We start from the raw sequence: 12,430 nt of genomic DNA, 5'->3' as shown, positions 1-12,430 counted from the left end.
AGAGAGCACGGACATGGATGCGAAGAAGGCAGGACCGATCGACGTGACCTTCACGGCGCCCCTGGTCACGAGCACGGCGAAGGGCGGGTGGACATACGTGCAGATGGACGGCTCCGCCGAGTTCTTCGGCACACGCGGGCTGGTCAAGGTGACCGGGACCGTCGACGGTGAGCCCTTCCAGGGATCGTTCATGGCGCTCGGCGACGGGACGCACAAGCTGCCGATCACCGCCGCGGTGCGCCGGCGCATCGGCAAGGGGACCGGCGACTCCGTCACCGTGCATCTGACCGAGCGGCGAGTCTGACCAGATCTCCGGATCTCCGTGACCTCACGGATGACGCGCGGGCGTCCGGGGAGGACACTGGAGCGCATGGTCGTGGGGTCGGCCGCGGTCGCGGACGTGAGGGACGGCATCGAGCGGATGTCGCGGTCGCGCCTGCCCGCGAGCGAGTTCCTCACCGAGGCGGCTGAGGCCCTGTCACGCGCGGTGCCCTCCGTCGCGGCCTGCGTGGCGACGCTCGACCCCGCCACCGCCATCGTCACCGGCGTGACGAAGCGGGGCGTCCTCGCCGGGCGCAACGAGTCCGACGTGCACTGGGCGCGGATCGAGTATGGCGGGGACGATCCCACTGCGGTGCGCACAATGGTTGCCCGACGACGCACCGCGATCGGGGTGGATCACGAGTTCGGCGGTGCCGCTGAGCGCTCGATGCGGATGGCGGAACTGCTCATGCCGGTCTTCGGCTTCACCGACGAGGCACGCGTCGTGTTCACCGACCGGGCTGGCGCGTGGGGCGCGATCTCGATGTTCCGGGGCTCGGACGACCGCGTGTTCGACGAGGAGGATCTCGCCTGCCTGGATGCGGTGGTCCCGGCGATCACCCGCGGCATCCGAGGCGGGCTGCTCGCGCAGACGCGCGTCCCGCGGGACGACGCCGACGACGTCGCATCCGCCGTCGTGATCGTCGACGAGGAGGACCGGATGGTGCGGATGACGCCCGGCGCCCGGTCGCGCATCGAGGCGCTGGCGCGGGGCGCGGCGACCGCAGACCCGCTCACGATCCTGCATTCGCTCGTGCAGCGCGCGCGGCGCGCGGATCCGGATGTCCCGCCGGCGCGCATCCGGCTGCGCACCCCCGACGGATGCTGGCTGGTGCTGTCGGCCGAGAGGCTGGAGGGCGGACGAGGGCGCGACATCGTCGTGACGATCGATGACGCGCGCCCGCACGAGATCGTCGACCTGGTCGCTGCAGCGTTCGGTCTGACGGCCCGTGAGCGCGACGTCGTCGCGCTCGTGCTGCGCGGCAGGGACACCCGCGAGATCGCCTCGACTCTGTTCCTCTCGCCGTACACGGTGCAGGACCATCTCAAGGCGGTCTTCGACAAGGCGGGCGTGACGAGCCGGCGTCAGCTCGTGGCGCGGGTGTACTTCGACCATTACGCACCCCGGGGAGACAAGGGCTGATGACATCATCTTTTGCCGACCGTCCAGGGCGTGCTTGAATCCATGACATGGGGCTGGGGCCAGGGGAGCTCGAATCAGTGCGCGTGACTCGCGTGCTGCGAGAGGACATCGTATTGGGAAGGCGCTTGCCGGGATCGCGCCTGGTGGAGCGGGATCTCGCGCGGGAGCTGAACGTCTCGAGACTGCCGGTGCGCGAGGCGATCCGGCGGCTGAGTCAGGAGGGGGTCGTCATCTCGCGCCCGCGCACCTGGGCGGTCGTGCGGGACTTCACCGCGCAGGACGTGGTCGACCTGAGTGTGCTGCGCATCGCGATCGAGAATGCCGCGCTGGCGATCGCCGCCGAACGGCACGACGAGGCTGGGGTTGCCGAGGTCGCCGCTGCCCTCGCCGACGAGCTGGACGCCGCGGCATCCGGCGACATCGTGCGGACGAATCTTGCGGCAGGACGGTTCCACCGCACGCTGATCGCGCTGGCGGGCAACCAGACGATCGACGAGACCATGGGAGTCTTCGAGACCCGGTTCCGGCGCGCGTTCGGCCGCAACTCCGATCTGTACGCGCATGTCGACGCGCATCGGGAGATCGTCGACGCCTTCATCGCGCGGGACGCCGAACTCGTGTGCGAACTGAACCGTGCGCACCTCGAGGCGGCGTGCGATGAGGCCGTCGCGATGTGGGGCGGGGTGGCCGATCCGGCGGACTGACTCCCGGGCTGTCCCGACGTCGGACCCGACGGGTACGCTCGTGACAGGAGGTGTCGTGGGACGTACAGCGGATGCCATCGCGGAAGGCGTCGCGATCGCCACAGCGGCGGCGCGCCTTGCCGTGAAGAACCACATCCTCGTCGGCACGATCGCCCAGGGGGGTGCCTTCGACCTCGAGAAGTACGCAGGCGACGCGCGGGATGTGCTGCGGGCCATGGCGGCCGAATCCGATCAGGCGGCAGAGCACCTCGCCGCCCTGCGCAAGCGCGCCAAGGGACGGCACTCCGACCCGGCCGGCACGCACGACTACCGCGATCGGGATGTGCGCAATCTCAAGCGGCGCGCGCGGCAGTCGACCGCTGTCGCTCAGCAGCTGCGTGAGATGGCCGACAACCCTGACGAGGTGCGCGAGCTGGTCGAGTCCGCGCGCGCGGCCGCCTGGGCGGACGTGCGCGGCAACCTCGATCGACGGCTCAGGGTCGAGGGCATGCGGCCCGACCAGGATCCCGATTACTCCTCGATGCGCGAAGCGCGGATGCAGGCGCTGAAGCTCGTCGACCTGCAGGCGCTGTCGTCGCAGCAGCGCAGCAGGCGCAAGCACGCGGAGAGGCTCGCGAAGGAGACGGCGAAGGCCGAGGCCAAGAGCGAGAAGCCCTCCCGATGGGGCCGGAAGGCCTCCGCGAAGAGCTGAAATCGCCTCGATTCGTGTTCCCCGAGAACCTGTTGTAGGCTTGTCCACGGCCCGCTGAGGGCCGTGCGCCTGTAGCTCAATGGATAGAGCATCTGACTACGGATCAGAAGGTTGGGGGTTCGAGTCCCTCCAGGCGCGCACTGTGTTGAGACAGTATAGGAAGCCCCGGACGGTGTCCGGGGCTTTCGTCTTTCCTGGAGAGCCTCCCATGACCGAGCAGCGCACCGCCGCCGAACGCCTTGTGCGCAGGTTCGCCCGCGACACCAATCTGCTGGTCGCGGGCCGCGCGTTCTCGGTGCGCGGTGATGGCGCGGTCGCAGAGGAGCTGCGGCGGCTGATCCCGGCGCTGGGCGGGCACCTCACCGATGGCGGCGTGACGTTCGCCCCCGGTCGGACACCCGACATCCTGATCGACGACGCCCCGCTGCCGCTCCGCGCCACGGCGGAGGACCGCGTGGACAACGCCGGCGTGCACATGCCCGTCTCCACGCTGATCGCGCACCGCCTGCGCGACGAGGGGCTGGTGCGCGGCATCCGGATCGGCATCGCGATGGTGCTGGAGCCGAAGACCGCGCAGCTCGCGCTGCTGCTGCGTGACGCCGGCGCCGAGGTCGCCGTCTACGCACACCCCGACGAGATCGACGTCGACGTGGCCGAGGTGCTGCGCGGCCGCGGCATCCCCGTCGACGGCGACCCGGCACTCTCCGGTGACGCGGAGCGGGCCGCGGCGATCTCGTTCCTTCGGCGCGGCTTCGACCTGCTGCTCGACGACGGGTCGCACCTGATCCGTCTCGCGCACGAGGAGGGCCTGGCGACCGGCCTGCGCGGTGCGGCGGAGGAGACGACCAGCGGCCTGACTCCGCTGCGCGTCATGGAGCGGGAGGGCCTGCTGCGCGTCCCGGTCATCGCCGTGAACGACGCCGCCATGAAGACGTCCTTCGACAACCGCTACGGCACCGGGCAGTCCTGCGTGTTCGCGGTCGCCGACGTGCTGGACGCCGCCGGCATCGGCGTGCGCGACCAGCCCGCTGTCGTCATCGGCTACGGGCCGGTCGGCGAGGGCGTCGCCGCGCATCTGCGCGCGCTCGGCGCCGAGATCGCCGTCGCCGAGACCGACCCGGTGCGCGCGCTGAAAGCGGTGCACGACGGCTTCCGCATCGGCCCGCTGAGCGAGCTCGCCCCCGGCGCTCTGGTGATCTCCGCGACCGGCGCGCCGCACACCGTGGATGCCGGGGCGCTGAGTGCCGCGAAGGTCGTCGCGGTCGCCGGGGGAGTCCCCGGCGAGGTGGACCTCGATGCGACGGCGCTGGCCCCGGTCGGGGAGCACCTCGACCGCGCGGGCGACGGCGCCCTGCTGATCGCCCGCGGCGGCTGCGTGAACCTGGCTGCGGCCGAGGGGAACCCGATCGAGATCATGGATCTCTCCTTCGCCGTGCAGCTCGGTGCGGTCGAGCAGCTCCTGACCGCCGGCCTCGCACCCGGCCTGCACGCGTTCCCCGCCGAGGCGGATCTCGCGATCGCCCGCTCCGCGCTCGACGCCCGTGACGACCGCATCGACCGGCGCAGCACCGCCCAGGTCCAGGCACAGGCCGACTGGCGCTCGCCGCGCTATACCCCCGCCGTCGCCGACACCTCCACTCAGGGGGAAGGCGCCTCGGAGCGCCCTCTCGACGGGGAGACCGACGCATGATCACCGTCTACTCCGCAGGGCTCGTCGTGCCCGTCACCGCGCCGCCGATCCCTGACGGCGCCGTCGCCGTCCGCGACGGGCGCATCGTGCACGTCGGGGAGCGCGCCTGGGTGCTTCGCTCACTCGCCGAGCGCGGCGCCGCCTATGACGAGGTGCACTGGCCCGGCATCCTGACCCCGGGCCTGGTCAACGCGCACACGCACCTGCAGTACACCGGCATGGCCGTCGTCGGTCAGGGCCGGTACACCGGATTCGACGACTGGGTCGCCGCGTTCGACCCGGTCTACGAGGGCGGCAGGGACTGGGCGGCGGATGCTGCGGCCGGTGCCGAGATGGCGCTCCGCAGCGGCACCACAGCGGTTGCCGACGTCGTCACAGACCCGTCTGCGGCATCCGCTCTGCACGACGCGCGACTGCACGGCATCACCTACTGGGAGGTGATGAGCTGGACCAACGCCGACTGGGCGCGCACGGGTCGCGCGCAGGTCGAGCAGTCGCTGGACGCGCTGCCCACCCCGCCCGGCACCGGGCTGTCGCCGCATGCGCCGTACTCGCTCGACATCGAGCCGCTGCTGGAGATCCCCGACATCGTGCGCGAGCGCGGCGGGCGCATCCACATCCACCTCGGCGAGGCCGCCTTCGAGAACGAGTTCGCACACGAGCATCCGCAGGCCTGGCACACCGCCGGCCTCGCCAGCTTCCAGGAGTTGCGCGCGGCGGGCTTCGGCACCAGTGCGACCGAGTTCGTCGACCAGCTCGGCGTGCTCGGGCCAGACTGCCACATCGCCCACGGCGTGTACATGAGCGCTCGCGACCGCGCCATCCTGCGCGAGCGGCGCACCGCCGTGGCGCTGTGCCCGAGGTCCAATGCCGTGATCGGGCTCGAGGAACCGCCGATCGCCGCCTACCTGCGCGAGGGCAGCCCGATCGCCGTCGGCACCGACTCGCTCTCGTCCAGCCCGTCGCTCGACCTCATGGCGGATGTCGCGGAGCTCGCGCGCATCGCGCGCTCGCAGGGCTACACCGACCGCGACCTGCACGCCAGGCTGCTGGGCGCGGCCACCATCGGCGGCGCGCACGCGATGGGCATCGACGTCGGTCCCGACCGCACCGGATACCTCGCGGTCGGCGCCCTCGCCGACCTGACCTTCTTCGACGTGCCCGCAGGGCCTGACGCGATCGCCGAGCTCGTGGAGTCCGGCGCGGGCCGCGCAGCGGCCACCATCGTGTCCGGAGAGGTGCGGTGGGCGGCATCCGAGTTCCCGACTGCCCCAGACCCTGAGCGAGCGGAGCGAGACGAAGGGCGCCCTTCGTCTCGTCGCTTCGCTCGCTCAGGGTCCGGAGGAGAGGAATGACCATGAGACCCGCGACAGCTGAGCGCCTCGACCTCGCCCCGCATCCCGAGGGCGGCTGGTTCCGGCGCACCTGGACCAGCCCGCTCGCCGTCGACACGCCGAACGGCGCCCGGCCCGCCGGCACCTGCATCCACTACCTGCTGCAGCCCGACGAGCGCAGCGCATGGCACGTGGTCACCAGCGACGAACTGTGGCTCTGGCACGGCCCCGGCCGGCTCGAGTTGAGTCTCGGCGGCGACGGCGCGGAGCCGGGTGAGGCGACCCCGATCGTGCTCGGCCCTGGCGAGGCGGCGCAGGTGCTCGTGCCCGCCGGAGTCTGGCAAGCGGCCCGCCCTCTGGACGACGCCGAGGTGCTCGTCTCGTGCTTCGTGTCGCCAGGTTTCGACTTCGCAGACTGGCGACTCGCCACCGAAGTACCCTTGAACCCGAACCCGACCTCTCTTCAGGAGTGAACCGTGCCCGTCTCCCGCACCCTCCGTCGTGCCGCCCTCGCCGCCATCGCGGTCGCGGCCGCCGTGTCCCTCGCCGCCTGTTCCGGCACCTCGTCCGCCGCACCGTCCGCTGACGCGGGCGACGGCGCACTGCCGACCGTCACCGCGGGCAAGCTCACCATCGCCACCGGCGAGCCGAACTACGAGCCCTGGTTCGTCGACGACGACCCGTCCAACGGAGAGGGCTTCGAAGGCGCCGTCGCGAACGCCGTCGCGAAGGAGCTCGGCTTCGAAGCGAAGGACATCGAGTGGGTGCGCACCGGCTTCGACGCCGCCATCGCCCCCGGCCCGAAGGACTGGGACGTCAACATCCAGCAGTTCTCGGTGACCGACCAGCGCAAGAAGGCCGTCGACTTCTCGTCGCCCTACTACACGACCACCCAGGCGGTCGTCGTGCTGAACGACTCGCCCGCAGCATCCGCCGCCTCGATCGACGAGCTGAAGAAGGTCAAGGTCGGCGTCGCAGCCGGCACCACCAGCTACACGGTCGCCAAGGCGCAGCTCGGCGAGGCGAACCTCAGCGTCTTCAACACCGTTGACGACGTCGTGCTGGCGCTCAAGAGCGGCCAGATCGACGCGATGGTCACCGACCTACCCGGCGCGTTCTACGTGACCGGCGCGCAGATCGAGGACGCGACCGTCTCGGGCCAGTTCGCCAGCACCGACGGCGGCGACGACTTCGCGTTCGTGCTGCCGAAGGGCTCCGCTCTGACCGCCGACGTCTCCAAGGCCGTCGACACCCTGCGCGAGAACGGCACCCTCGACGAGCTGCAGCAGAAGTGGCTCAGCGACGCGGTCGACGTCCCCGTCCTGAAGTGACCACCACCACCGCCGACGCGACGTGGCAGCCGAGTGATCTCGAGCTGTCACGGCGCGCTCTGCGGCGCCGCGCCACCACGCGATCGGTCCTGATCGCCCTCATCAGCAGCGTCGTCCTGATCGGCGTGATCGTCGCGATCCTGGTGAACACCCCCGGGTGGACCGTGGTGCGGGAGACGTTCTTCGACCCCGCGGTCGCACTCGCGAGCATCGGCCCGGTCTTCCAGGGCCTGCTCGTGAACATCATGGTGCTGCTCATCGCCGCCGTCGGCGTTGCGATCCTCGGCACTCTGCTCGCGGTCATGCGCACGCTGCGCGGGCCGGTGTTCTTCCCGTTGCGCACCCTTGCCGCGGCGTACACCGACTTCTTCCGCGGCGTGCCGGTGCTGATCGTGCTGTACCTGGTCGGCTACGGCATCCCGGCGCTGATGATCTTCCCGCGCATGCCCCCGGTGTTCTGGGGAACCATCGCGATCGTCATCAGTTACTCCGCCTATGTCGCCGAGGTGCTGAGGGCGGGCATGGAGGCCGTGCATCCGTCGCAGCGCGTCGCCGCGCGCTCGCTGGGCCTCAGCCACGCGCAGACGCTGCGGATGGTCGTCATCCCGCAGGGCGTGCGCAAGGTCATCCCCGCGCTGATGAACGACTTCGTCTCGATGCAGAAGGACGTCGGCCTGATCTCGATCCTCGGCGTCGTCGACGCCGTGCGCGCCGCGCAGCTGCAGGTCGCCGAGACCTACAACTACACGCCGTACATCGTCGCCGCGCTGTTCTTCATCGCCCTCAGCTGGCCGATGATCCGGCTGACCGACGGCGTCACCGCGCGTCTGAACCGGCGCGAGCAGGCCGGAGGAGTCGTATGAGTGCCGTGCCCGTCATCGAGGCCCGCGGCGTGCGCAAGCGCTTCGGGGATCACGACGTGCTCCGGGGGCTCGACCTCGCGGTCGCGCCGCACGAGGTGGTCGTGCTGATCGGGGCATCCGGCTCGGGCAAGTCCACGCTGCTGAAGATGATGAACCTCATCGAGCAGGTCGACGACGGCCAGATCTTCCTGCAGGGCGACGACATCACCGACCCGCGGGTGGACGCGGACTCCGTTCGTGCGCGGATCGGCGTGGTGTTCCAGCACTTCAACCTGTTCCCGCACATGACCGTGCTCGACAACGTCACCCTGGCCGCTCGCAAGGTGCACGGGATGCCCAAGGGCGAGGCGCGCACCCGCGGCCGCGAGCTGCTGGAGTCGCTGGGTCTCGGCGCCAAGGCCGACGAGTACCCCGACCGGCTCTCGGGCGGGCAGCAGCAGCGCGTCGCGATCGTGCGGGCGATCCTCACCGAGCCCGAGGTGCTGCTGCTCGACGAGATCACCAGCGCCCTCGACCCGCAGCTGGTCGGCGAGGTGCTCGATCTGGTGCGCGAGCTGAAGCGTCGCGGCTCGACGATCGTGATGGCCACGCACGAGATGTCCTTCGCGCGCGAGGTCGCAGACCGGGTGGTGTTCCTCAAGGAGGGCGTGCTGGTCGAGCAGGGGCCGCCGGAGCAGCTCTTCGACGCTCCGCAGCATCCCGCGACCGCGGAGTTCCTCTCACGCGTACGGGGTCTGTAGCGGCTTTATCCGAGGCATAGGAACGCCAAAGGGTCCCTGACGGCGGCCTGCCGAGCATGGTCGTATGACCTCCTCGCAGACGCCCCTCGATCTCGACGTCGTCGTGCCCGTGTACAACGAGCAGGACACGCTCGCGCAGTGCATCGCGCTGCTGCATGCGCATCTCCGAGAGGACGACTCCGCGACCTGGCGGATCACGATCGCCGACAACGCGAGCACGGATGCCACGGCGCGGATCGCCGATGACCTGGCCGAGACCCTCGACCGAGTCGTCGCCGTCCACCTGCCGCAGAAGGGACGTGGCCGGGCCCTGAAGGCGGTCTGGTCGGCATCGCCGGCCCGCGTGCTCGTCTACCTCGACGAGGACCTGTCCACGGACCTGCGTGCGCTGCGGCCGCTGGTCGCCCCGCTGCTGTCCGGCCACTCCGACCTCGCGATCGGCTCGCGCCTAGCGCGCACCTCGCGGATCGTGCGCGGCGGGAAGCGCGAGTTCGTCTCGCGGTCGTACAACGCGCTGCTGCGCGGCACGTTCGGGGTGCGGTTCAGCGACGCGCAGTGCGGGTTCAAGGCGATCCGGGCGGATGCCGCGCGCCGGCTGCTGCCCTACATCGAGGACGACGGCTGGTTCTTCGACACCGAGCTGCTCATCCTCGCCGAGCGCTCCGGGCTGCGCATCCACGAGGTGCCGGTGGACTGGATCGACGACCCGCACAGCTCGGTCGACGTGGTCGCGACCGCGACCGCCGATCTGAAGGGCATGGCGCGCGTCGGGATGAGCCTCGCCCGCGGCCGCATCCCCGTCGACGAGATCTACCGTGGCCTCGGGCGGCATCCGTTCGAGCAGCCCGCGGTGCCGCTGCTCGCGCAGGTGCTGCGCTTCGGCGTGATCGGGGTGCTCTCGACGCTGGCCTATGCGCTCGTGTACCTGATCTTCCAGGCGTTCCTGTCCGCGCAGGTGGCCAACTTCCTCGCGCTGCTGACCACAGCTGTCGCGAACACTGCGGCGAACCGGCGGTTCACATTCGGCTTCCGGGGACGTTCGCGAGTGGCGACGCATCACCTGCAGGGCCTTGTCGTGTTCGGAATGGCGTGGGCGCTGACCTCCGGTTCGCTGATGCTGCTGCACGCAGCGTACCCGGATCCGGGACCGCTGCTCGAGGTGGGGGTGCTCACCGTCGCCAACCTCGTCGCGACCGTGCTGCGCTTCGCCCTGCTGCGCCTGTGGGTGTTCCGCGACCGCTCGGTGCCACCACCCGACCTGCGGCCCGAGACCCTGTCCACCAGACACCAGATGCTCGCTCAGGAGGCGAATCGATCATGACCACCGCATCACTGCCCGTGCCCCCGGGGTTCGCCCCGGCCCCTCCCGCCGCCGAGGCGGTGCCGACGGCGCACGCCCGCGCCCGCTGGGAGATCCCGGCGTATGCCGGCGCGCTGCTGCTCACCGGCATCCTTTACGTCTGGAACCTCGCCGCGAGCGGCTGGGCGAACGCGTTCTACTCGGCGGCCGTGCAGGCCGGCACCCAGAACTGGGTCGCGTTCTTCTACGGCTCGTCGGATGCCGGGAACTCGATCACCGTCGACAAGCCGCCGGCCTCGCTGTGGGTGATGGAGCTGTCGGCTCGCGTTTTCGGTCTCAGTTCGTGGAGCATCCTGCTGCCGCAGGCGCTGATGGGCGTCGGGACGGCGGCCATCATCCTGTTCACCGTCCGGAAGCGCCTCGGCGCGGGCGCCGCGCTACTGGCGACGGGGATCTTCGCGCTCACCCCGGTGGCCGCCCTGATGTTCCGGTTCAACAACCCCGACGCGCTGCTGCTCCTGCTGCTCACCGCGTCGGTGGCGCTCACGCTGCGCGCGATCGACGGCGGAAGGCTGCGCTGGCTGCTGCTGGCCGGCGTCGCGGTCGGCTTCGGGTTCCTCACCAAGCAGCTGCAGGCGTTCCTCGTGCTGCCCGTGCTCGCCGGTGTGTACTTCGGGTTCGCCGGAGCGCCGTTGCTGAAGCGGCTCTGGCACCTGCTGGCGGCGCTCGGCGCGGTGATCGTGTCGGCGGGCTGGTGGGTCGCGATCGTCGAGCTCGTGCCCGCATCCGCTCGGCCCTACATCGGCGGCTCGCAGAGCAACAGCTTCCTCGAGCTGACCTTCGGCTACAACGGCCTGGGTCGCATCACCGGGAACGAGACCGGGAGCGTGGGCGGCGGCAACGGCTGGGGCGAGACCGGGCTGTTCCGGCTGTTCCTGAACGAGATCGGCGGGCAGATCTCGTGGCTGATCCCGGCCGCGCTGATCCTGTTCACCGGTGCGATGGTGCTGATCGGGCGCGCTCCGCGGCGCGATCCGCGGCGCATCCTGCTGGTCGCCTTCGCCGGCTGGCTGACCGTGACGCTGGTCGCGTTCAGTTTCATGGCGGGGATCTTCCACGCCTACTACACGGTGGCGCTCGCCGCTCCGCTGGCGGGGCTGCTCGGCGCGAGCGCCGTGGTGGTGTTCCGGCATCGCGACCGGCTGTGGACCCGCATCCTGCTCGCCGCGACCGCGGTGATCACCGCCGGCTGGGCCTGGGTGCTGCTGGAGCGCTCCAGCAGCTGGATGCCGTGGCTGAAGGTCGTCGTGGCCGTGGTGTCGGTGGCCGGCGCGGTGCTCGTGATGCTGCCGTCGCGCTCGCGGGCGCTCACGACATCGGCAGCAGCCGCGCTGATCGTCGGCGGCCTGCTCGCTCCGGCGGCGTACACGCTGCAGACCGTGGGCACGGGGCACTCCGGGTCGATCGTGACCGCGGGACCGTCGGTTCAGGGCGTCATGGGCGGCCGCCCCGGCGGTGGCTTCGGCGGTGACGGGGCGCCCGGCGGCCAGGGCGGCCCCGGCGGCACGCAGGGCGGGATGCCCGGCGGCGGCAGCGTCCCGGGCGGGAACGGCACGGGCCAGAACGGCGGTTTCCCCGGTCAGAACGGCGGTTTCCCCGGTCAGAACGGCACGGGGCAGGACGGCGGCACGCCTCCGACCATTCCGGGTGGTTTCGAAGGCGGGATGCGCGGTGGCGGCGCCGGTGGCCTGCTCGAGGCGTCCAAGGTCGATTCCGCGCTGCGGGCACTGCTGGAGCAGGACGCGTCGGACTACACCTGGGTCGCCGCGACCGTCGGATCGCAGTCCGCGGCGGGCTACCAGCTCGCGACCGGCGACGCGGTGATGCCGATCGGCGGCTTCAACGGCAGCGACCCGTCGCCGATGCTGGAGCAGTTCCAGCAGTACGTCGACGAGGGCCGCATCCACTTCTTCATCGCTGGAGGCGGCATGGGGATGGGCGGCGACTCCGACATCCAGTCCTGGGTCGAGGCGAACTTCACCGCGCAGACCGTCGGCGGTGTGACGGTCTACGACCTGACCGCCGCAACCACCGGTCGCTGAAACGGGCGCGTTCAGGTCGCGCTTCGTCCCGGTATCCGGCGCGCAGAGCGGGACGGACTGCGACCTGAGCGGGCCTGGCGTTGTCGAAGCGGGACGACGCGACCCGAGCTCGCCGAGTCGCTCCGGTCACACTTCGTCCCGGAATCCGACTCGCCTCGTCGCTCAGGTCGCGCTTCGTCCCGGTATCCGGCGCGCAGAGCGGGACGGAAT

The 12,430-nt window shown here is 70.9% G+C and carries 12 protein-coding genes and 1 tRNA gene; all 13 read left to right on the top strand.

Features of this window, described 5'->3' with window-relative positions; all coding sequences use genetic code 11:
- The first annotated feature begins 13 nt into the window (after positions 1-13).
- The 13 genes from GON06_RS11990 (at position 14) to GON06_RS11930 (ending at position 12,220) form a co-directional block, all read left to right on the top strand.
- Positions 14-304 (top strand): DUF1905 domain-containing protein, encoded by a 291-nt coding sequence (locus GON06_RS11990; protein ID WP_157312514.1) that lies wholly within the window; start codon positions 14-16, stop codon positions 302-304.
- A gap of 66 nt (positions 305-370) precedes the next feature.
- Positions 371-1,465, top strand: coding sequence for a helix-turn-helix transcriptional regulator (locus GON06_RS11985; RefSeq protein WP_157312513.1), 1,095 nt, complete (start codon positions 371-373; stop codon positions 1,463-1,465).
- 47 nt (positions 1,466-1,512) lie between these two features.
- On the top strand, positions 1,513-2,169 hold the full coding sequence (locus GON06_RS11980; RefSeq protein WP_157312512.1) for a GntR family transcriptional regulator: 657 nt from the start codon (positions 1,513-1,515) through the stop codon (positions 2,167-2,169).
- A gap of 55 nt (positions 2,170-2,224) precedes the next feature.
- A complete protein-coding gene (locus GON06_RS11975; protein ID WP_232528428.1) occupies positions 2,225-2,860 on the top strand; it encodes an asparagine synthase in 636 nt (211 codons plus the stop codon).
- A 65-nt stretch (positions 2,861-2,925) separates the two neighbouring features.
- A tRNA-Arg gene (locus tag GON06_RS11970) sits at positions 2,926-2,998 on the top strand.
- 70 nt (positions 2,999-3,068) lie between these two features.
- On the top strand, positions 3,069-4,550 hold the full coding sequence (locus GON06_RS11965) for an adenosylhomocysteinase (protein ID WP_157312511.1): 1,482 nt from the start codon (positions 3,069-3,071) through the stop codon (positions 4,548-4,550).
- The gene (locus tag GON06_RS11960) at positions 4,547-5,905 is read left to right on the top strand and encodes an amidohydrolase family protein (protein WP_232528427.1); all 1,359 of its coding nucleotides are present in this window, start codon (positions 4,547-4,549) and stop codon (positions 5,903-5,905) included. The genes GON06_RS11965 and GON06_RS11960 overlap by 4 nt, the downstream gene beginning before the upstream one ends.
- The gene (locus GON06_RS11955; protein WP_157312510.1) at positions 5,902-6,357 is read left to right on the top strand and encodes a cupin domain-containing protein; all 456 of its coding nucleotides are present in this window, start codon (positions 5,902-5,904) and stop codon (positions 6,355-6,357) included. The genes GON06_RS11960 and GON06_RS11955 overlap by 4 nt, the downstream gene beginning before the upstream one ends.
- A gap of 3 nt (positions 6,358-6,360) precedes the next feature.
- Entirely contained in the window at positions 6,361-7,215 is an 855-nt protein-coding gene (locus tag GON06_RS11950; RefSeq protein ID WP_332837466.1) for an ABC transporter substrate-binding protein, read from the top strand.
- Positions 7,212-8,078: an amino acid ABC transporter permease gene (locus tag GON06_RS11945; protein WP_332837465.1), complete on the top strand. Its 867-nt coding sequence runs from the start codon at positions 7,212-7,214 to the stop codon at positions 8,076-8,078. The genes GON06_RS11950 and GON06_RS11945 overlap by 4 nt, the downstream gene beginning before the upstream one ends.
- Positions 8,075-8,818: an amino acid ABC transporter ATP-binding protein gene (locus GON06_RS11940; protein ID WP_157312509.1), complete on the top strand. Its 744-nt coding sequence runs from the start codon at positions 8,075-8,077 to the stop codon at positions 8,816-8,818. The genes GON06_RS11945 and GON06_RS11940 overlap by 4 nt, the downstream gene beginning before the upstream one ends.
- Before the next feature lie 64 nt (positions 8,819-8,882).
- The gene (locus GON06_RS11935; protein WP_157312508.1) at positions 8,883-10,139 is read left to right on the top strand and encodes a bifunctional glycosyltransferase family 2/GtrA family protein; all 1,257 of its coding nucleotides are present in this window, start codon (positions 8,883-8,885) and stop codon (positions 10,137-10,139) included.
- Entirely contained in the window at positions 10,136-12,220 is a 2,085-nt protein-coding gene (locus GON06_RS11930; protein WP_157312507.1) for an ArnT family glycosyltransferase, read from the top strand. The genes GON06_RS11935 and GON06_RS11930 overlap by 4 nt, the downstream gene beginning before the upstream one ends.
- The last annotated feature ends 210 nt before the right edge of the window (positions 12,221-12,430 follow it).

It is taken from the genome of Microbacterium sp. MAH-37, from assembly GCF_009758255.1.
Taxonomy (GTDB): domain Bacteria; phylum Actinomycetota; class Actinomycetes; order Actinomycetales; family Microbacteriaceae; genus Microbacterium.
Note: the sequence above shows the minus strand (reverse complement) of the source record. Positions and strands in the feature narration are given on the sequence as shown.

What these genes read in the sequence shown, in the direction of transcription:
- GON06_RS11940 (WP_157312509.1), top strand. Translation starts at nt 8,075, where the DNA reads ATGAGTGCCGTGCCCGTCATCGAGGCCCGCGGCGTGCGCAAGCGCTTC.
- GON06_RS11930 (WP_157312507.1), top strand. Translation starts at nt 10,136, where the DNA reads ATGACCACCGCATCACTGCCCGTGCCCCCGGGGTTCGCCCCGGCCCCT.
- GON06_RS11955 (WP_157312510.1), top strand. Translation starts at nt 5,902, where the DNA reads ATGACCATGAGACCCGCGACAGCTGAGCGCCTCGACCTCGCCCCGCAT.
- GON06_RS11980 (WP_157312512.1), top strand. Translation starts at nt 1,513, where the DNA reads ATGGGGCTGGGGCCAGGGGAGCTCGAATCAGTGCGCGTGACTCGCGTG.
- GON06_RS11985 (WP_157312513.1), top strand. Translation starts at nt 371, where the DNA reads ATGGTCGTGGGGTCGGCCGCGGTCGCGGACGTGAGGGACGGCATCGAG.
- GON06_RS11965 (WP_157312511.1), top strand. Translation starts at nt 3,069, where the DNA reads ATGACCGAGCAGCGCACCGCCGCCGAACGCCTTGTGCGCAGGTTCGCC.
- GON06_RS11960 (WP_232528427.1), top strand. Translation starts at nt 4,547, where the DNA reads ATGATCACCGTCTACTCCGCAGGGCTCGTCGTGCCCGTCACCGCGCCG.
- GON06_RS11990 (WP_157312514.1), top strand. Translation starts at nt 14, where the DNA reads ATGGATGCGAAGAAGGCAGGACCGATCGACGTGACCTTCACGGCGCCC.
- GON06_RS11935 (WP_157312508.1), top strand. Translation starts at nt 8,883, where the DNA reads ATGACCTCCTCGCAGACGCCCCTCGATCTCGACGTCGTCGTGCCCGTG.